General features: G+C 53.2%; 15 protein-coding genes. 10 read left to right on the forward strand and 5 right to left on the reverse strand.

Annotation, left to right across the window (positions count from 1 at the left end):
- Positions 1 to 51: 51 nt before the first annotated feature.
- On the reverse strand, positions 52 to 228 hold the full coding sequence (locus B156_RS31760) for a hypothetical protein (protein WP_018619993.1): 177 nt from the start codon (positions 226 to 228) through the stop codon (positions 52 to 54).
- Here B156_RS31760 and B156_RS0112150 point away from each other — a divergent pair.
- The 6 genes from B156_RS0112150 to B156_RS0112175 all read left to right on the forward strand — a co-directional run bounded on the left by B156_RS0112150 (position 223) and on the right by B156_RS0112175 (position 6866).
- A complete protein-coding gene (locus tag B156_RS0112150; protein ID WP_018619994.1) occupies positions 223 to 1539 on the forward strand; it encodes a TolC family protein in 1317 nt (438 codons plus the stop codon). The two genes, B156_RS31760 and B156_RS0112150, sit on opposite strands and share 6 nt — an antisense overlap.
- Before the next feature lie 167 nt (positions 1540 to 1706).
- A complete protein-coding gene (locus tag B156_RS0112155; RefSeq protein ID WP_018619995.1) occupies positions 1707 to 2801 on the forward strand; it encodes an efflux RND transporter periplasmic adaptor subunit in 1095 nt (364 codons plus the stop codon).
- Between the two features lie 79 nt (positions 2802 to 2880).
- Entirely contained in the window at positions 2881 to 4131 is a 1251-nt protein-coding gene (locus B156_RS0112160) for an ABC transporter permease (RefSeq protein ID WP_018619996.1), read from the forward strand.
- A 116-nt stretch (positions 4132 to 4247) separates the two neighbouring features.
- The gene (locus B156_RS0112165; protein ID WP_018619997.1) at positions 4248 to 4940 is read left to right on the forward strand and encodes an ABC transporter ATP-binding protein; all 693 of its coding nucleotides are present in this window, start codon (positions 4248 to 4250) and stop codon (positions 4938 to 4940) included.
- A complete protein-coding gene (locus B156_RS0112170; RefSeq protein ID WP_018619998.1) occupies positions 4921 to 5946 on the forward strand; it encodes a sensor histidine kinase in 1026 nt (341 codons plus the stop codon). The genes B156_RS0112165 and B156_RS0112170 overlap by 20 nt, the downstream gene beginning before the upstream one ends.
- 140 nt (positions 5947 to 6086) lie before the next feature.
- Positions 6087 to 6866, forward strand: a complete 780-nt coding sequence (locus B156_RS0112175) for a LytR/AlgR family response regulator transcription factor (protein WP_018619999.1) — start codon at positions 6087 to 6089, stop codon at positions 6864 to 6866.
- Between the two features lie 6 nt (positions 6867 to 6872).
- On the opposite strand, the gene B156_RS0112180 is transcribed toward B156_RS0112175, so the two are convergent.
- The 3 genes from B156_RS0112180 to B156_RS0112190 form a co-directional block, all read right to left on the reverse strand.
- Positions 6873 to 8066, reverse strand: a complete 1194-nt coding sequence (locus tag B156_RS0112180) for a DmpA family aminopeptidase (RefSeq protein WP_018620000.1) — start codon at positions 8064 to 8066, stop codon at positions 6873 to 6875.
- A gap of 128 nt (positions 8067 to 8194) precedes the next feature.
- Complete coding sequence (gene glmS, locus B156_RS0112185; protein WP_018620001.1) at positions 8195 to 10036, reverse strand: glutamine--fructose-6-phosphate transaminase (isomerizing); 1842 nt, start codon at positions 10034 to 10036, stop codon at positions 8195 to 8197.
- A gap of 243 nt (positions 10037 to 10279) precedes the next feature.
- On the reverse strand, positions 10280 to 11086 hold the full coding sequence (locus tag B156_RS0112190) for a glycogen/starch synthase (RefSeq protein ID WP_018620002.1): 807 nt from the start codon (positions 11084 to 11086) through the stop codon (positions 10280 to 10282).
- Between the two features lie 182 nt (positions 11087 to 11268).
- Here B156_RS0112190 and panC point away from each other — a divergent pair, with 182 nt between their 5' ends.
- The 4 genes from panC (at position 11269) to B156_RS0112210 (ending at position 17752) form a co-directional block, all read left to right on the forward strand.
- A complete protein-coding gene (gene panC, locus B156_RS0112195) occupies positions 11269 to 12108 on the forward strand; it encodes a pantoate--beta-alanine ligase (RefSeq protein WP_026260789.1) in 840 nt (279 codons plus the stop codon).
- 110 nt (positions 12109 to 12218) lie between these two features.
- On the forward strand, positions 12219 to 15032 hold the full coding sequence (locus B156_RS0112200; protein WP_018620004.1) for a M16 family metallopeptidase: 2814 nt from the start codon (positions 12219 to 12221) through the stop codon (positions 15030 to 15032).
- A gap of 165 nt (positions 15033 to 15197) precedes the next feature.
- Positions 15198 to 16220: a Gfo/Idh/MocA family protein gene (locus B156_RS0112205; protein WP_018620005.1), complete on the forward strand. Its 1023-nt coding sequence runs from the start codon at positions 15198 to 15200 to the stop codon at positions 16218 to 16220.
- Positions 16221 to 16282: 62 nt separating this feature from the next.
- The gene (locus B156_RS0112210) at positions 16283 to 17752 is read left to right on the forward strand and encodes a S41 family peptidase (protein WP_018620006.1); all 1470 of its coding nucleotides are present in this window, start codon (positions 16283 to 16285) and stop codon (positions 17750 to 17752) included.
- A gap of 251 nt (positions 17753 to 18003) precedes the next feature.
- On the opposite strand, the gene B156_RS0112215 is transcribed toward B156_RS0112210, so the two are convergent.
- Entirely contained in the window at positions 18004 to 19173 is a 1170-nt protein-coding gene (locus tag B156_RS0112215) for a cytochrome-c peroxidase (protein WP_018620007.1), read from the reverse strand.
- Positions 19174 to 19224: the final 51 nt, after the last annotated feature.

Raw genomic sequence — 19224 nt, forward strand, 5'->3', positions numbered from 1 at the left:
AGGGCAAAGCCTCGCCTGGCCCGTAGGGTTGCTGATACGTCCGGGTATTTATCATAAAAACGTCTTTTCACTCTTTTCTACTGGAAACAGCGTACGTGTCGTGACTTCCTGCTTTCCAGTTCTGAAATTAGTTGCTTTACGGCTATTTTTTTCCGCTTCGTGTAAACGGGTCAGTTTTGTTATCCTATTTTCATTTCCTTTGACCATCCATTCTGTTGATGTATGCATCGGTTTTTTCTCATCGGCCTGTTGTTTTGCGCTGGTACCGGTTCCGCCCAAACGGTGGTGGCTACGGTTCAGGAAGCCCTGGCCCTGGCCCGACGTACCAACCCGGAACTGGTGAACGCCCGCCAGAGTCGCGCCGTACAGGATCAGCAACAGATGGCTACCCGGTCGGTATTGCTGCCGCAGGCCCGCTTTTTCACCAACTTCGATTATAATTACGCCCTTCCGGTCCAGCTGATACCCACCGAACTGTTTGGTGGCCCGCCGGGTAGTTACCAATCCATCCGGTTTGGCTTACCCTACGTACTGACCGCCGGTGCCGAAGTGACGGTTCCCGTTATCAATCGCCCGGCCCGCGCCGATTTGGGTATCGTAGCGCAAAACATACGCATCACCGACGGTCAGAATCTGGTATTGCAGGACGACATTTCGACCCAAACGGCCCGTGTGTACTACGCAGCCCTGCTCACCCGGTCGGCCATTCGCATTACCCAACGCAACCTGTCGGCGGCCGATACGCTGGCGCAGATAGCCCGCGACCGGCTGGACAAAGGGCTGATTGAGCCGCTGGAATACAACCGCATCCGGTCAGTGCAGCTCACTACCGCCGACGTACTTTACCAGAACGAGCTAGGCTACGTCCGCAACATGAACCAGTTGAAACTGCTGTTCGGCCTGGCCCCGACAGACAGTCTGGTCTTGTCGGAAACGCTGGTCAGCCGCCCCGTTGGTATACCTGTTTCGGCTGCGGTATTGTCCCTTGCCGAACGCCCGCAGGTAACCCTTCGGGAAGCCAGAGTTGAACTGGCTAAACGGCAGCTCAACCGCGAACGACTTACCCGCTGGCCTACCCTCTCGGCCTACGGACGATTTACGGAGCAGGCACAGCGCCAGCAGATCAACTTCCTGAACACCAGCGAACCCTGGTACCGGATTGGGGTGGCGGGGTTGCAGTTCAACTGGCCAATTTATACGGGCGGGCTTCGCCTGAGTACTATGACCCGCGCCCGGCTGCAACTGAAGCTGGCCGAGTCGGAACTGACCTACGAACGCAACAAACAGAACACCGATACGGAAGACGTTCGGAACACCTATAATCAGGCCGTCCGGTCGCTGGATGTAAACCGGCAGAACTACGAACTCAGCAGCCAGAACGTGCAGATTGCGTTGATAAAATACCGGTCGGGGTTATTCGCCTACGACCAGTACCTGAACGTGTTCAACGAAGTGCTCACGGCACAGAACCGGTTTCTGACTACACTGTCGACTGTGTTTATCAATCAAACGATTTTACAAATCCGGAACGGTCAATGAAGCCCGGCCAATTAACCCTGTAAGGATTTAAAAGCGTTAGATGTTTATAATCAACGATTTAGTCAAATTCATAATGCATTACAAATTTGCCTGATTGCTTATTTATCCCTTATCATTTGGTTATACTGGTAGATACGAAAAACGTAATGATCAATCCTTGATATCCAATGAAAATCAGTCTTTACCTTATACTACTGTTTGCCACGGCCTGCCAGCAACGCACCGATAGTACATCGCCTGCGTACCGGGAGCTGACCGAAGCGGTGTATGCGTCGGGCAATGTGTACCCGCGCAATGAGTACACGGTTACGGCTGATGCCACGGGTATTCTACAACAGCGGCTGGTGAACGAGGGCGATTCCATCCGTAAAAACCAGTTGCTGTTTGTCTTGGAGAGCGCCACGGAAGATGCCCGTCGGCAGGCGGCTGCCAATGCGTACCGGCAGGCGCAGGTTAACCTGGGTGCTAACTCGCCCGTACTGGCTGAACTGGAAGCCCAGGTCCGCAACGCCCGCATCCGGGTAGCCAACGACTCCGTGAACTACACCCGCTTTCGGGAGCTACATAACCAGAACGCTACCTCCAAAGCCGAACTGGAACGGGCCGAACTGAACTATACGGTATCGCGCAATAACCTCCGTGCCCAGCTCAACACCTTTCAGCGCAGCCGCGACCAGATTCGGCTGGAGGTGGCTAACAACCGCAGTCAGTTGGTCAGTACGGAAGTGGCGGGGCAGAACACGCGGGTGCGGAGTTTTGTGAATGGCAAGGTATACGAAGTGTACAAAGAACCGGGCGAAATTGTGAAGCCGGGTGAGCAACTGGCGCTGGTCGGCAGCGGCAGCCGATTGTATGCCCAACTGGCGGTGGACGAAAGCGATTTTGGGCGGATGCGCGTGGGGCAGGAAGTGGTATTGAAAGCCGATGTCTATCCCGATAAGGTATTCAGGGCGCGGGTCAGCAAGGTATATCCCAAACTGAACCGTACCGACCAGTCGTTTCGGGTGGATGCCGAATTCGCCGGCGAACAACCGGCGTCCTATTACGGCCTCACGGTGGAAGCCAACATCATTATCAGCCAGAACAAGCATGTGCTGACCATTCCGAAAACGTACGTGACAGGCAGCGACAGCGTTTGGGTGGAGCAGGACGGCAAAAAGCAGAAGGTCAAATTCCGGAAAGGAGCCGAAAACTTCGATCTGGTCGAGGTGAAAAGTGGGCTAACCGAGAAGTCGAAAATAATGATGAATGATGAATTATAAATGATGCAGGTAACGAGAATCATTCATCATAACTCCAGTGGTCCGGTCATCATTCAACATTTATAATTCATCATTTAGAATGGATCTTCACATCGCATCCCAGATTGCCCAAACGCACCTGACGGCCAAAAAGCGGCAAACGCTGGTGGCTATGCTGGGCGTGACGTTTGGCATTGCGATGTTTATCACCATGATTTCGTTTATGCAGGGCGTCAACCAGTTTCTGGAAGATTCGGCCCTGGATGCCAGTCCGCACATCCGGCTGTATAACGAGGTAAACACCCAGCGCCCCAGCCTTATCGAGCAGTTGAATCCCGGTCGCTTCAACGTGGTTTATCACCAGAAGCCCAAAGACGAACAGTCGCGGATAAAAAACGGGTTAACCATTGCCGAACGCATCGAACGCGAACCGGGCGTGCTGGGTGTGTCGCCCCAGGTAGCCACGCAGGTGTTCTACAACAACGGCCCTATCCAGTTGTCGGGTACCATTTCGGGTGTTGACATCGACCGCGAGAACCGGTTGTACAAATTATATACCCGGCTTAAATCGGGTAGTCTGAACGCCCTCAAAACCAACCCCGACGGCTTGATTATGGGTACGGTACTGGCCCGCAAGCTGAACGTTCGGGTGGGCGATAAGGTGACGGTAACCACACCTAAAGGTACCACGCGGGTGCTGCGGGTGGTGGGCACATTCGGGTTTGGTGTGGGTACGGTGGACAATACCAGGAGTTATGGCAACCTCTCCACCGTGCAGGAAATGCTCCAGCGCGACCCCAGCTACATTACCGACATCCACATCAAGATGATTGACCCATTGCAGGCCCTGCCGTTCGGCCAGAAACTGCGGGCTACGTACGGCTATTATACTGAAGACTGGGCCACGGCTAACACGGCGATTCTGGCGGGGGAGAAAATCAGGAATATGCTCACCTATGTGGTGTCCATCACGCTGCTGGTGGTGGCCGGTTTCGGGATTTATAACATCATGAATATGACCGTCATCAACAAAATAAAGGATATCGCTATCCTAAAAGCCACGGGGTTCGATGCCCGCGACATTATCGCTATTTTTCTGTTGCAGGCCGTTTTCATTGGCTTTACGGGTGGACTGATGGGACTGGGAATCGGGTTTGGGATTAGCTATTTATTGTCTATCACGCCCTTTGATGCGGGTGATTTCCTGAGTATCAAGACCTTCCCGGTCATTTTTGCCGCCAAATATTACGTTATGGGGCTGCTGTTCGGGGTTATCACCACAATTTTGGCAGGGTATTTTCCCGCCAGAAAAGCCGCGCAGGTAGACCCGGTCGCTATTTTGCGGGGATAGTTCTTTTTAATGATAAATGATGAATTATAAATGATGGATGAGTCATCAGGCGATGACAGGGCAGCATCATTCACAACGAATCATTCATCATTTATAATTCATAATTCATCATTCTTATGCCTCCTGTTCTTTCAGCCCATCATCTTAACAAGTACTTCTACGACCCGACGAAATTTCAGGTCCTGAAGGATATTACGTTTGAGGTGCAGGCCGGTGACTTCATGGCCATTGTCGGCAAATCGGGTTGCGGTAAATCCACGCTGCTTTATCTACTCTCGACGATGGACACCGCATACGACGGTGAAATCGAGATGGCGGGCACGAAACTGACGGGGCGCAGTCAGGATTTTCTGGCCCGCTTTCGCAACGAGCACCTGGGATTCGTGTTTCAGTTTCATTTTCTGCTGCCCGAATTTTCGGCCCTGCAAAACGTGATGCTGCCCGGCCTCAAGCTGGGTAAGTACCCCGAAAAAGAGGTGGAGGAACGGGCCATGGAGAAACTACGCCTTATTGGTATGGCGGACTTTGCCCGCAAACCAGCCAGTAAATTGTCGGGGGGGCAGCAGCAGCGGGTGGCCATTGCCCGCGCCCTCATCAACGACCCCACCATCATCATGGGCGATGAACCAACGGGCAACCTCGACAGAGCCAATGGCGATAACGTATTTTCCATTTTCCGCGACCTGGCCCGGAAAGGGCAGACTATTATTGCCGTTACCCACGACCCCGATTTTGCCGCCGGAACCGACCGGGTTATCGAAATGTCGGATGGGATGATTATCGCCAGCTATGAAAATCCAGTTCAATAAATACGTCGAACTGCTATTGCTGGCAACCGCCGTCGGGGGTATTGCCGTCCGGCAGTGGCTCATTCCCAGCCTGACCTGGCCGGTGCAGGCGTTGCTTTTCGTGCTGTCATTCGGGGCATTGAACGTGATTTGGGCCTTCCACTTCCAATTCAACGAGTGGCTCAATTACCGACTTCCATTCGAGAAGAATGCCCGCTGGCGAATTGTCGTACAGGTGCTGGGCGGATGGAGTGTAGTTAAAATACTGTTCCTGATTGTCAGCTATTTCGTCAGTCGCTATTTTTTTCCACCTGCCGTATCCTTACTGGGTGGCTACACCTTCCTCATTATCGGGATTATGGTTTTCCTGGTCAATACAGTCATTTGTCTGGGTTTTATCGCCAGTCATCTGCTGAAACGCTGGCAGGAAGATGCAATTCGGACGGCACAACTCGAGAAGGAGAAAGTACAGGTGCAACTGGACAGCCTGAAAAATCAGATTAGCCCGCATTTCCTGTTCAACAGCCTGTCGTCGCTGGATAGTTTGATTGACGATAACCCCGTGCTGGCCCGGCAGTTTTTGCAGCAGCTATCGAAGGTGTTCCGGTACGTGCTGCAACACAAAGACAAATCGCTGGTAACGGTTGAAACTGAACTGGCGTTCATCAAAAACTACATCTCATTGCTTCATACCCGCTTCGCTGGAACGTTTGCGGTTACCTGTCAGGTGGATGACAGCGTGCTGGATCAGCAGATTGTGCCGGTAACGCTCCAAATTTTAATCGAGAATGCCATCAAGCATAATATCATCAGCGAAGCCCACCCGCTCACGGTGACCATCAGTACGCACAATGGCTATATTGCCGTGTCGAATCCTATCCAGCGTAAACGACAGGTTGGCACCTCGAACGGGCAGGGACTGGAAAACCTTAAACTGCTGTATAGCTACCTGGGACCGAAACCAGTTGACGTAGGCGATAATGGCGAAACCTTTCGGGTACAGATTCCTTTGCTAACTGGTGAATAGACGCTGGTTTGTAGTTTACGATTTTGGTATACGGCATTGCGTCGCTCGGTTGGCTGACGCATACACAATCTCTCGATGCGTCAGCCAACCTCACCGGTGACCCGGCAAGACCATCAACTTTACACCAAAACCCGTAAATCATGACCATTCTCCTCATCGAAGACGAACCGCTGATTGCCCGGCAACTCCAGAAAATGGTGCGTCAGTTGGAGCCGGAAGCGACCATTCAGGGGCCATTGGGGAGTGTGCAAGGCATCTGTACGTATTTTACCGCATCCCAGCCCACTCCCGATTTAGTGATTGCCGATATTCAGCTTTCCGATGGAGTGAGTTTTGATGCCTTCCGACAGGTTGGGATGAACATACCGGTTATTTTCACCACGGCTTACGATGAGTATGCTATTCGTGCGTTCAAACTGAACAGCATTGATTACCTGCTCAAGCCTATTGACCCGAACGAACTGAAGGCAGCCCTGGAGAAATTTCATCGCTGGTCGGCGAGTCCGGTTCCGGATTTTAGCGAGCTGTTGCGGCAGGCCATGGCGCAACTGACCGAAACCAGCAATGTACCTCACTACAAACGCCGGTTCTCGGGCCATTACCTCCGGCAGATTGTGTCTGTACCGCAGGAAGAGGTCGCTTATTTCCTGCGGAATGAACTAATTTATTTGCATACGACGGCGGGTAAAAAGCTGGTTACCGATTACAAAACCCTCGACGAACTGGCGGAACTGGTCGACCCGGCCCGATTTTTCCGGGCCAACCGACAGTGTGTAGTTGCGCTCGATGCCATTGCCGGATACCGGCCTCACGACGGTCAGAAACTACAAGTCCTACTCAAAACCCCGAACGACAAACTCGAACTCATCGTCAGTAAAGAAAAAGCGGGGGCGTTCCGAGACTGGCTGGAAGGCTATTAGTACGACTCATTTGGTATTGAGCCGGTTATGTTGTTTCAGTAGTTTCCGTATCGTTTCGTGCGGCAGGGCGGGCACAAAGTTGTCGTTGATACCGGTCATGTCCTTTGCCGCTACCAGCGCATTCAGGATGGCTTCTTCCGTGGCCTGAGCCGTAGCCGTAAAGAGCGGGTCTATCTTATCATTGGTCAACATCTCAACCGGTTTTGTGGTGGCTTTTCGGTCGAAAGCACCCGGATTGGCCGTTGAGAACGCCAGAAAAATATCGCCGGAGCTATTACCTCCTACCCCACCCATTTTACCGATACCCAATGACACCCGCTGGGCAATCCGCTTCAACTGGTGCGGCAGCAACGGGGCATCCGTGGCTACAATGGCAATGATAGAACCGCGTTCGTCCGATGTTTTGGCTTTAGGCTTGCCGTACACCGGCTCCCCATTCATGCGCCAGGGTAGCGTATCGAGCAACGCCTGCCCTACCGGCACCCCCGCAATGGTTAACTGCGCCCGGCTGCCAAAATTGGCCTGTACCAGTACGCCAACGGTATAGCCATTCACCACCCGCGATGCCGTACCGGTACCCCCTTTGAATCCCAGACAAATCATGCCGGTACCGCCCCCAACGGCTCCTTCGGCCACCGGCCCGCTTTTGGCGCCGTCGAGTGCCTGCATGGCGTGCTCTTTAGTGACGTGAAACCCGTTTATGTCGTTCAGGGCACCGTCGTAGGTTTCGGCCACGAGCGGATAGGAGAACCAGATATCCGGTGCCAGCTCTTTGTAGTACTTGTGGGCCGCTTCCCACGCAATGGTCGCGTCGCGCACCACCCCCACACTGTGCGTATTGGTAATCAGGATGGGCGTTTCCAGAAAGCCCGATTCCGTGACCCAGGTGGTGCCCGTCATTTCACCATTGCCATTCAGCGCGTGCCAGTTGGCAAAAACCGGGTCGCAGGTTTTGCCCCGTGGCAGGATAGCCGTGACCCCGGTCCGAACCGGCCCTTTACCCACGGCTAGCTTTCCACTACCCGAACTAAGCGTGACCATGCCTACCTCCACCCCTTTTACGTCTGTGATGGCATTGTAAACACCGGGCTTGCCGTCGAGCGGGATGCCCAGATCACGGGCGCGGACTGGCGACTGCGCCTGGCTGGTCGGTTTGCCAGATACCAGCAGCAGGAATAGGAATAGCCGGATTAGTCGCATCAGTATAAAACGAATACAGCGTTTATGCTTTGGGACGTCGGATTTCGGATTTATTGCTGACGCATTAGTGGCTCCAGCGTCAGCAATAAATCCGAAATCCGACGTCCCAAATCCGAAAAATTAACCGCCTACTCCACCGTTACCGACTTGGCCAGGTTACGCGGCTGGTCGACGTTGCGGCCCCTCATTACGGCAATGTAATAGGCCAGCAACTGGAGCGGCACCGCTGAAACCAGCGGCATCAGCATATCGTGCACCTTCGGAATTTCGATGGTAAAATCGACCATGCCGGGCAGGTCGGTGTCACCTTCGGTGGTGATGGCAATCACGCGGCCTTTGCGGGCTTTCACCTCCTGAATGTTCGAGACTACTTTCTCGTAGGAACTGTCTTTGGTAGCAATCACCACCACCGGCATGTCCTCGTCGATGAGCGCAATGGGCCCGTGTTTCATCTCGGCCGCCGGATAGCCTTCGGCGTGGATGTAGCTGATTTCCTTTAGCTTCAGCGCACCTTCCAGCGCAACGGGGAAGTTTAGTCCCCGACCCAGGTAAATGAAATTGCGGGCGTAGGTGAAGATATACGCGATTTCCTTGATTTTGTCGGCAGCCTGCAACACCATTTCCACTTTGGCCGGAATGCTTTCCAGTTCTACCAGCAACTGTCGGAACAATGACTCCGATATGGTACCCTTGCGTTGGGCAGCTTCCAGCGCCATTATCGTTAGTACTGTTACCTGTGCCGTGAAGGCTTTTGTACTGGCCACCCCAATTTCGGGTCCGGCGTGGGTGTATGCCCCCGCATCCGTGGCCCGGGCAATGGACGAACCCACCACGTTACAAACCCCGAAGATGGTAGCTCCTTTGGCTTTAGCCAGTTCGATAGCGGCCAAGGTATCCGCCGTTTCGCCCGACTGTGAGATGGCAATGACAATGTCGCCCTCTTTGATAATGGGGTTTCGATAGCGAAACTCCGACGCATACTCAACCTCCACCGGAATTCGGGCCAGCTCTTCAAAAATGTATTCGGCTACCAGCCCGGCGTGCCAGGAGGTACCGCAGCCAATAATGACAATCCGCTCCGACCGGGCCAGTTTATCCATGTAATCACGCAAACCACCCAGTTGCAGAATGCCTGCATCGGCCTGCACCCGTCCCCGCATCGAGTCGGCAATGGAACGGGGCTGCTCGAAGATTTCCTTGAGCATGAAATGGTCGTACCCTCCTTTTTCGATGGCGGCCAGCTCCATCTCAATTTTGTGGACATAGGGCGTTGTCGTCGTGTTATCGAGGTTAACGATTTTCAGGTTACCCTCTTTGATAACGGCAATCTCGTAATCGTTCAGGTAGATTACATCTTTGGTATATTCCACAATCGGGGTAGCGTCGGAAGCCAGGAAATACTCATTTTCTTCCCCTACCCCAATGACCAGGGGCGAACCTTTGCGGGCGGCAATCAACTGCGTGGAGTCGGTTTCGCTCATGACCACAATGGCGTAGGCTCCTACTACTTCCTGCAGGGCCAGCCGCACGGCATCCTCCAGCGTTCCGCCGTTGTTCTCCCAGATATCCTCGATAAACTGACCCAGTACTTCGGTATCCGTTTCGCTGGTGAAGATGTGCCCTTTTTTAAGCAAGGCCTGTTTTATGGCCGCGTAATTCTCGATGATGCCATTATGGATAATGGCCAGTTTGCGGTGAAACGAGTAATGAGGGTGTGCATTCACGTCGTTGGGTTCCCCGTGGGTGGCCCAGCGGGTATGGCCCATGCCAATGGTGGAGTGGGTTTCTTTGCCATCCAGTTCCCGCTCCAACGCAACAACTTTGCCTTTTTTCTTATATACTTTCAGGCCCTGCCCATTCATCAGGGCGACGCCTGCACTATCATATCCCCGATATTCGAGACGCTTCAACCCTTTCAGTACGATTGGACACGCTTCCCGGTGACCCACATACGCTACAATACCACACATAGTTACAGTTATTTTTTCAGAGTAAAACGAACTGGCTTACCCCACTCCCTTCCACTATTGATGCCAAAATAGTCCCGGACCAGATGGTATAATAAACTACAACCCATCATATTGGCCAAAGTCAACCGTAAAAAAAGACAAAAAGCCGGAGATTCCGGCTTTTTGTTGCGGTGATTTATAATCCGCTGAAAAATTTCAATCGTTTCAGAGCCAATGCCTGAATGTACTAATGTAAAGTAGCGTTTATCCCAATAGCTGTGTGTACAGGTTAAAATAACGATCCGTGACGTCTTCATCCTCCACAGTATCAAATTTGTGCTCGGTGAAATCGGTCAGGATAGCGTTCAGGCTCTCACTCGTCTCTTCCTCGGCGCGTACCACCGCATCGGCATACGTAGAGCCGATTCGGATAAACCCTTCAAAGTCAGCTGTTTTTAGCTCCGACAGCATCTCATCGTCAATATCCATCATGCGGGCTTTTTCAATGATGTCGCCTTCAAACCGGTGCTCAAATGAGTTGTTATAGACCGTAAAGACCGACTTGGTGTCTTTAAACATCGGGTCGTTTTTGTAGGTCGTTTTGAGGTAAAGCGGAATCAGGGCCGTCATCCAGTCGTTGCAGTGAACGATGTCGGGAGCCCAGCCCAGCTTTTTCACCGTTTCCAGCACGCCCTTGCAGAAGAAGATAGCCCGCTCGTCGTTATCGGCGTAGAACCGGTTCTCTTTGTCGTGAAAAACGTATTTACGCTGAAAATAATCTTCATTGTCGATAAAGTAGACCTGTAGTTTGGCCGTTGGGATGGACGCTACCTTGATGATCAACGGCTTTTCGTCGTCACCCACCGCAATGTTAATGCCCGACAACCGAACCACTTCGTGCAGGCGATTCTTACGCTCATTGATTAACCCAAAGCGAGGTACCAGAATTCTTATTTCCATCCCCCGCTCCTGCATAGCCTGCGGTAATTTGCGGACGAAGTCAGCGACATCGGACGTTTTCAGGAAGGGATTGATTTCGCTGGCGACGTAGAGAATGCGTAATTTGCTCATAAATTGGGAAGCGTGTGTTGGCGTTAGTGAACCAAAAAACTTGCAAAATTATACAAATTTTTCCCGTATTTCAATAAGATTTGTGCAAAAAAAGTAATCAGAAGGGTCAAAAGGGAACGTAACGGGTAGTCAGGCACTACCCATTTTCCCGAATGGCACCCGTTCATTTTCACCGTCCGAGTATGCTTCAATTTGATACCATTGCGGGATTGCGCCAGCAGCTAAGGAGTATACGCTCTACGCAATCCATTGGTTTAGTGCCTACTATGGGCGCCCTGCACGAAGGACATGCCACCCTCCTCGAAACCGCCCGTCAGGAAAACGAGGTTGTCGTGAGCAGCGTATTTGTCAATCCCGTACAGTTCAACAACGCCGACGACCTCGCCCGGTACCCGCGTACGCTGGAAGCCGATTACAACCTCCTCGACGCTGCGGGCTGCGACCTGGTTTTTGTTCCGTCCGTGTCTGAAATGTACGCCGACTCCCCCCTGCTCCAACTGAATTTTGGGGCCCTGGAAACCACGATGGAAGGTGCTTTCCGGCCGGGGCATTTCAACGGGGTGGGGATTGTGGTGGCCAAACTGTTCAATATCATTCAACCCGACCGGGCCTATTTTGGGCAGAAGGACCTGCAACAGGTAGCCGTAATCCGGCGACTCACCAAAGACCTGAGCTTTCCGGTCGAGCTGATTCGATGCCCTACCGTGCGGGAAGCCGACGGGCTGGCCATGTCGTCGCGCAACCGTAACCTAACTGCCACCGAGCGGACACAGGCTACCCTGCTGTTCCGGGCGCTGACGCAGGCTCACAAAATGCTGACCGGGGGACATACTACCGCACAGACTAAAAACGCCATAAAAGCCCTTTTCGAAAGCTACCCGGCCTTTACGCTGGAATATGTGGAAATAGCCAATGCGGATACGCTGCAACCAGCAGACGAAATACTGGCTCCGGGCCAGACGGCCATTTGTCTGGCCGCCCATCTGGGAAAGGTCAGGCTGATCGATAATCTGGTATTCTGACCTATCCAACCGCTTATCCTGAATTTTGCCAACCCGCTGTAAAATCGGTTGATAAACTGGTCATTTATACGTAACTACACGCTTAGTTTTTAGACTTCCCAACTAATCCTATGTTTATTCGAAACAACCCTGTACGAATCGGTACACTGGCCGTTGCTTTACTGGTCAGTAGCCTGGGGATTACCTCCGCTCAGGATAAACCAGCCGCCGTGGCCGTACCGGACGGTATTACCAAAGGTGCATCCGTTGAAGGCATTACGGAATACACGCTCAAGAACGGCCTGAAAGTACTCCTCTTTCCCGACCCGTCGAAGCCCACCATCACCGTCAATATGACGTACCTGGTCGGTTCCCGGCACGAAGGGCTGGGCGAAACGGGTATGGCGCACCTGCTGGAGCACATGGTGTTCAAGGGCTCGACCAAACACCCTAATATTCCGCAGGAACTGACTACCCACGGTGCCCGGCCTAATGGTACCACCTGGCTCGACCGGACCAACTACTTCGAAACGTTTGCCGCTACCGACGAGAACCTGAACTGGGCCCTCGACCTGGAAAGCGACCGGATGGTGAACTCGTTCATCAAGAACGAAGACCTCCAGAGTGAGTTCTCGGTGGTACGGAACGAGTTCGAGAGTGGCGAAAACAACCCCGGCCGCGTGCTGAACCAGCGCGTGGTGAGTGCCGCTTTCATCTGGCACAATTACGGCAACTCCACCATTGGTAACCGCTCCGACATCGAGAAAGTACCCATTGCCAACCTTCAGGCGTTCTACAAGAAGTTTTACCAGCCCGACAATTCCGTGCTGGTGGTAGCCGGTAAGATTGACGAGGCCAAAACCCTGAAACTGGTCGATCAGTATTTTGGGGCCATTCCCCGCCCCACGCGGGTATTGCAGCCCACGTACAGCATTGAGCCTACGCAGGATGGCGAGCGGAACGTAACGCTCCGGCGCATGGGCGATACCAAAGTTGTATCGTCGCTGTACCACATCATGCCCGGCTCGCACCCCGATTATCCCACGATGGATGTCATCACCGATGTGCTGACCAGCGAACCCAGTGGGCGTTTGTACAAAGCGTTGATCGAAACCAAAAAAGCCGCGCAGGAATACGGGTATTCGTTCACGACCAAAGACCCCGGTTACGTATACTTCGCCACCGAATTACTCAAAGAGAAATCGACGGATGTAGCCAAAGCCGCCCTGCTTAACACGCTGGATTCGATAGCCATTGTGCCGCCCACCAAAGAGGAAATCGACCGATCCAAGGCGACCATACTGAAAGACCTGGAACTTCAGTTTAAAAACGCGGAAAGTGTGGGTCTGGCCCTGAGTGAATTTATCGCTACCGGTGACTGGCGGCTGGGTTTCCTCTACCGCGACGCGCTGGAGAAGGTTTCCGTTGCCGATGTGCAGCGGGTGGCCAAATACTATTTCAAACCCTCAAACCGCACCGTGGGTATCTTTGAGCCAGACCCCTCGCCGGACCGCGTCGACGTGCCGAACCCGCCCGATATTGCCGCGATGGTGAAGGACTACAAAGGTCGCGCATTGGTGGCCCAGGGCGAAGCATTTGACCCCTCTCCCGCCAACATCGAGAGCCGTACGCACCGCACCGAACAGGCCAACACCATCGAACTGGCCCTGTTACCCAAAACCACCCGTGGCAACGAAGTAAATGCCCGGATGACCCTGCGCTACGGCGACGTGAACAGCCTGAAGAATAAAGGCACCATTGCTGATCTTACGGCCAGTATGCTCGACAAAGGCACCACTACCCGCACCCGGCAGCAACTGAAAGATGAGTTCGACAAACTCAAAGCACAGGTCAACGTTTTTGGCGGAGGCAATCAGGTGAGCGCCAACATCAAAACGACGAAGGAGAATCTGCCCGCCGTTGTTAAACTGGTGGCCGATATGCTGAAGAATCCGGCTTTCGATGCCAACGAGTTCGATAAATTGAAGCAGGAGCAACTGGCGCAAATCGAGTCGCAGCGGTCGGAGCCGCAGGCCATTGCCGGCATGACCTTTCAGCGCACCATGAACCCGTACCCGAAAGATGATGTTCGGTACACCCAAACGCCCGACGAGCAGGTAGCCGCTATCAATGCCACCAAGCTGGACGACCTCAAGCAGTTTTATAAAGACTTCTACGGCGCACAGAGCTCCACATTTGCCGCCGTCGGTGATTTCGACGAGGCCGCTGTGAAGAAGGCCGTAACGGGTGAGTTTGGTACCTGGAAAGCCAAAAAGCCGTTCAGCCGGTTGGTGTCGGTCTATAACGACGTGAAGCCTAGCCCGCAGTCCATCGAAACACCCGATAAAGCCAACGCCCTTATGCTGGCGGGTGTGAACATCCCCCTGCGCGACGACGACCCCGATTATCCGGCACTGGTACTGGGCAACTACATGCTGGGTGGCGGCTTCCTGAACTCGCGGCTGGCTACCCGTATTCGTCAGAAGGAAGGGATCAGCTACGGCGTTGGTTCGCAGCTATCGGCTAACCCGCTCGACAAAACGGGTATGTTTATGACCTACGCCATCTACAACCCCGACAATGCCGAGCGGTTGGAAAAAGCCTTCCGGGAAGAAATGGAGCGGGTGGTAAAGGATGGCTTTACGGCTGAGGAGATTCAGGCGGCCCGGTCAGGCTATTTGCAGTCGCGGATGGTATCGCGGGCGCAGGACCCCTCGCTGTCAAGTACGCTCAACAACTACCTGTACCTGAACCGGACAATGAACTGGGATGCCGATTTCGAGAAGAAAATGGAGAGCCTGACCCCCGAACAGGTCAATACCGCCATGAAAAGGCATATCGACCCCAGCAAAATCTCCATCATCAAAGCGGGGGATTTTGCTAAGTCCGCCCAAAAAGCCGCCGATGGCAAACCTGCGTCGTCGGTAAGTGGCGGCAAGAAGTAACCGCACCGGCAACCCGACGTGTACTAAAACCGGTGGGATTGATTTTGCTTAGGGATAACCGCATTGAGCCCAGCCCCGTTAAACGGGGCTGGGCTCAATGCATTTAGGCGTTTTTGGGTTAGTGGCTCATGTACAGTCAGACTGCTTTTTCGCTTTCTTTGCGGCATGACCTTACGCAGAGCAGCCATTATCGGGGGCGGTAACATTGCCGATAAAAACCACATTCCCGCGCTAAAACAGCTGGCGGATCAAGTAGACATCGTGGCGGTTTGCAGCCGCGACCTTGGTAAAGCCCGAACCCTGGCCGATACACACGGTATTGCCCACGCCTTCGACAGCACGGCCCAACTCTACCAGCAGTGTGCGCCGGATGTGGTGGTTATTTGCACACCCAACAACCTGCATTATCCGCAAACGATAGAGGCCCTGGAAAACAACTGCCATGTTTTCTGCGAAAAACCCCCGGCCCTGAACGCCGAAAACGCCCGTGAAATGGCCGACCTTGCCGCCCAAAAAGGGCGCGTACTGGCCTACAACTTCCAGCTTCGGCAAACGCCCGAATGGCAGTTGTTCACGCGCTGCAAAGCCGACGGACTACTCGGTGATATGTACCACATCAAGGCCCATTTTCTGCGTCGGCGGGGTATTCCGGGCTGGGGTTACTTCACCAACAAGGCTATGCAGGGCGGTGGCGCACTGATGGACCTCGGCGTTCATGTGCTCGACCTGGCCCTCTGCGCCTTCGATTATCAGGTACCCGATACCGTGCTGGGTAACACCTACGATTTTATTGGCAAAGCGGGTGGCAAAGGCTTGATGGGCGACTGGAATCCAGCCACGTTCGAGGTGGAGGATGCGGCTATGGCGTACCTGTCGTTTCCCGGCAAAGCATCCGTTATGTTATCGGCCTCGTTTGCCCTGAACACGCAGGTAGAAAAAGACCGTAACCTGGAACTGTTCGGTAGCAAAGGGGGGGTAAAACTCTTTCCGTTTGCGCTCCACACCGAACTGGCCGGTGAGCTGGCCGATGTGCAGTTTCCGTATCTGGAAGAGGTGGACATTCAGCTAAAAAACACAGCGGCTTTTCTGGATGCCTGCGCCGGGAAACCGTCCAACGTCTGCACCGCTGAGCAGGGCGCTGTCCTACAGGAAATTGTCCAGCGAATTTATGCGTCGGCACTAGTCTAGGGCTCTAGCATGCTACCGGGGCTTTTAGTTGGGGTAATTCTGAGAACCTGAATGGCGATGTGATGAATCAAATAGCAAGAGAATTTCACAGACAATTCAACCGGCTGCTCGTACCGCTGTTGATTGGGCTGGTTACCTCCTCCTGCCAGCCAACTGCTGCCGTAACGGATGCACCAATCAGTACTACTGAGTTACGGGAGGACTTTCGTATCCTGCGCAAAACACTTGAGGAAGCACATCCGGGTCTGTACTGGTATACCGCTAAAGGGAGGATGGACGCTTATTTCGACAGTACCTACGCCCAACTTAATCAGGATATGTCGGAGGTTGAGTTTTTGACACGGCTGCTGCCCGTTATTGCCCATGTCCGATGCCTGCATACCAACGTTAGTTTTTCGGATAGACCTAGGCATCAGCCTACGCGAATGTCCAGAGTGTTGCCGCTGGCCCTTTATCCGGACAAAGGCAAGGTGTACATCGAAAAAAACTATAGTAACGCCCTGCACGAAGGGAGCCAGCTGCTGGCCATCAATAACCAGCCAATCAATAAACTGACAAACCAGCTTTTACGGGCTATCCCGGCCGATGGGTACAACCAAACGTTCAAAGAGTACCTGCTGACCCAAGGCGTTTTCCGGGAGGGATTTGCCTTATTGGTGGGTCAGCCCAGGGAGTTCGCGTTGACGGTTCGGGAGCCGACGGGTAGAACGGTTCAGTGTACAGTACCGGCCTTGTCGCCGACAGCCATCAACCAACTGGCTGCCACTCATCGTTCAGAAGCAATGGACTTAGCCTTTCCGAAAGCCAGCGTCGCCTTACTGACTCTGCCCACGTTTGAGCGGAACAACAGCGCATTTCGGGACAGCATCAGGGCTATTTTTCGGACAATTAACCAACGAAATATCCGGACACTGATTATTGACGTACGGGACAATGGCGGGGGCAATAATCAGAACGTAACGGAATTGTTTTCGTACATAGCAGCGCGGCCCTTCCGGCACCTGAAAAAGACCGAACGGCTGGCTAAACCCATTACGTACGGCCCGCACATTAAAAATCAGGCGGCTTTTGCGCAATTAAAAGGCACCCGAACGGCTGCCGGGACCTACGCTATGGATTACCTGTATGCGGGCACCTCGACCCGAAAGCCAGTCAACGAGTATGGTTTTAGGGATAAGCTTATTGTACTGGCCAATGGCGGAACAGCGTCGGCCGCGTCGGAATTTGTGGCGCTGGCTCACGGATACAAACGGGCATTGGTCGTAGGCGAAGAAACCGGCGGCTGTTATTATGGTGCCAGTGGTGGGCGTTACCTGACGTTAGTGCTACCCAACAGTCAGTTGCAGGTCAGGATACCGGTCATTCGTATTTTTACCGACGTACCGGAGGATTACGTCCGACAACCGAAAGGACGGGGCGTATTGCCGGACTACCCCGTGCGGCCTACCATTGCAGACAGGCTGGCCCATGAAGACCCACAGTTCGAAACCGCCCTGAGGCTGACGAATAGTACACTCCTGCGACCCCACTGACCTTTTAGATCAACCCTCCATAACTGCTATACCTACTGAGTACGTAAAGCGATCCCATAAAATCATTGAAAGCAGAAAAGTAGCGGGCTTCACTCCAACCAGGCCCTTTATACCAGCAACTTTTTAGTGCGTATCCCCGTCGACTTCGTTATCACTACATTGGCTTTCCGTTCATTCAGCACGGCATGAGGTTGACAACAGTTCGGTCTATGTAGAGCTGCTTTCAAGCTTTGCGCTCCCTGCAATAGACGCTACCGGATATTGCCCCCCGGATTGAGACCACTGGGAACACGAGCCGGAATATACTTGTCAAAATCAGGGTCAGTCAGGGCGTTCAGGAACGAAATGAGCTGCTCCTGCTCCGTAGTGCCCAAAGCGATTCGCTGTATTTTTGGGTCTAACTGCGGTACCGACACATGCGGATTTTGTGAAATGGGTTCGCCTATATCATCGTAAAACTTCATTACCTGCTTTAAGGTCTGAAAGACTCCATTGTGCATGTAGGGTGCCGTCAGCCCAACATTTCTCAGCGAGGGGGTTCGGAATGCATAGGTACCACCTGCGCCCGCATCAGAACTGGCAAGCTGGGTATTGTCGGGCACCGACAGCACATGCAACTGGTAGTCGGAAAACATTGGGCCCGAATGGCAAATGGGACAGCCTTCGTCCTTAAATAATTGCATTCCCCTTATTTGTCCTTCAGTAAGTGCCGTTTTGTTGCCCTTCTGGTAGTAGTCGAAGGGTGCATTCATGGCTACCAGGGTTCGTTCGAAGGCCGCAATAGCCTGGCTGATGGTAGCCGACGTAATACCCTGGCTGCCAAACGCAGTTTGAAAAAGTTGTTGGTACTCAGCAATTTTTGTCAAACGAGCCACCAGCGTATCTAACGTAACGGCTTCGCTGTAGGCATGGCCGCGCATCTCCTCAAAGGTCATCAGCGGGTGGGTCACCTGATGTTCGAGGCTTTGCGTACGCGAATCCCAGAACATCGGCGCAGTTAACGGCACATACTTCCCGCTGACATCCATGCCATTAAAGGCCGCATTGAGTATAGTCTGGGTATTTCGCCTGGTAACCGTCACATCGTTCGGCCGCAGAAACCGGCGGTTTGGCCCGTAGCCAACAGCATTGGGACCCAGTGAAAGGTCCAGACCATCGGTATAAGCGTTGTTGGGGTGATGGCAGGTAGCACAGGCTACGTCCTTACCACCCGACAGGATGGGGTCCCAAAACAGCGCCTGTCCCAGTGCCGCCGTATCATTAGTGATTGGATTACCAATCGCAGGGCTGACCCCACCGGGTTGGACCGGTTGGCTTACTGCTGGGGTAATGTTGGTGTTCCCATCGTCTTTTGTACACGCTTCGATAACGAGGGTGAAGAAAATCAGTATCGTGAACAAAGCGAATAGGTTTTTGCGCATAGTACGGAAGGTACATTAAAATTGTCCGTTGAAAAAGTATGTTTTTTCAAC

The organism is Spirosoma luteum DSM 19990, from assembly GCF_000374065.1.
Taxonomy (GTDB): domain Bacteria; phylum Bacteroidota; class Bacteroidia; order Cytophagales; family Spirosomataceae; genus Spirosoma; species Spirosoma luteum.

Excerpts from the sequence above, each read along its gene's own strand:
- B156_RS0112150 (WP_018619994.1), top strand. The coding sequence starts at position 223 with ATGCATCGGTTTTTTCTCATCGGCCTGTTGTTTTGCGCTGGTACCGGT.
- B156_RS31760 (WP_018619993.1), bottom strand. The coding sequence starts at position 228 with ATGCATACATCAACAGAATGGATGGTCAAAGGAAATGAAAATAGGATA.
- B156_RS0112155 (WP_018619995.1), top strand. The coding sequence starts at position 1,707 with ATGAAAATCAGTCTTTACCTTATACTACTGTTTGCCACGGCCTGCCAG.
- B156_RS0112160 (WP_018619996.1), top strand. The coding sequence starts at position 2,881 with ATGGATCTTCACATCGCATCCCAGATTGCCCAAACGCACCTGACGGCC.
- B156_RS0112165 (WP_018619997.1), top strand. The coding sequence starts at position 4,248 with ATGCCTCCTGTTCTTTCAGCCCATCATCTTAACAAGTACTTCTACGAC.
- B156_RS0112170 (WP_018619998.1), top strand. The coding sequence starts at position 4,921 with ATGAAAATCCAGTTCAATAAATACGTCGAACTGCTATTGCTGGCAACC.
- B156_RS0112175 (WP_018619999.1), top strand. The coding sequence starts at position 6,087 with ATGACCATTCTCCTCATCGAAGACGAACCGCTGATTGCCCGGCAACTC.
- B156_RS0112180 (WP_018620000.1), bottom strand. The coding sequence starts at position 8,066 with ATGCGACTAATCCGGCTATTCCTATTCCTGCTGCTGGTATCTGGCAAA.
- glmS (WP_018620001.1), bottom strand. The coding sequence starts at position 10,036 with ATGTGTGGTATTGTAGCGTATGTGGGTCACCGGGAAGCGTGTCCAATC.
- B156_RS0112190 (WP_018620002.1), bottom strand. The coding sequence starts at position 11,086 with ATGAGCAAATTACGCATTCTCTACGTCGCCAGCGAAATCAATCCCTTC.
- panC (WP_026260789.1), top strand. The coding sequence starts at position 11,269 with ATGCTTCAATTTGATACCATTGCGGGATTGCGCCAGCAGCTAAGGAGT.
- B156_RS0112200 (WP_018620004.1), top strand. The coding sequence starts at position 12,219 with ATGTTTATTCGAAACAACCCTGTACGAATCGGTACACTGGCCGTTGCT.
- B156_RS0112205 (WP_018620005.1), top strand. The coding sequence starts at position 15,198 with ATGACCTTACGCAGAGCAGCCATTATCGGGGGCGGTAACATTGCCGAT.
- B156_RS0112210 (WP_018620006.1), top strand. The coding sequence starts at position 16,283 with ATGAATCAAATAGCAAGAGAATTTCACAGACAATTCAACCGGCTGCTC.
- B156_RS0112215 (WP_018620007.1), bottom strand. The coding sequence starts at position 19,173 with ATGCGCAAAAACCTATTCGCTTTGTTCACGATACTGATTTTCTTCACC.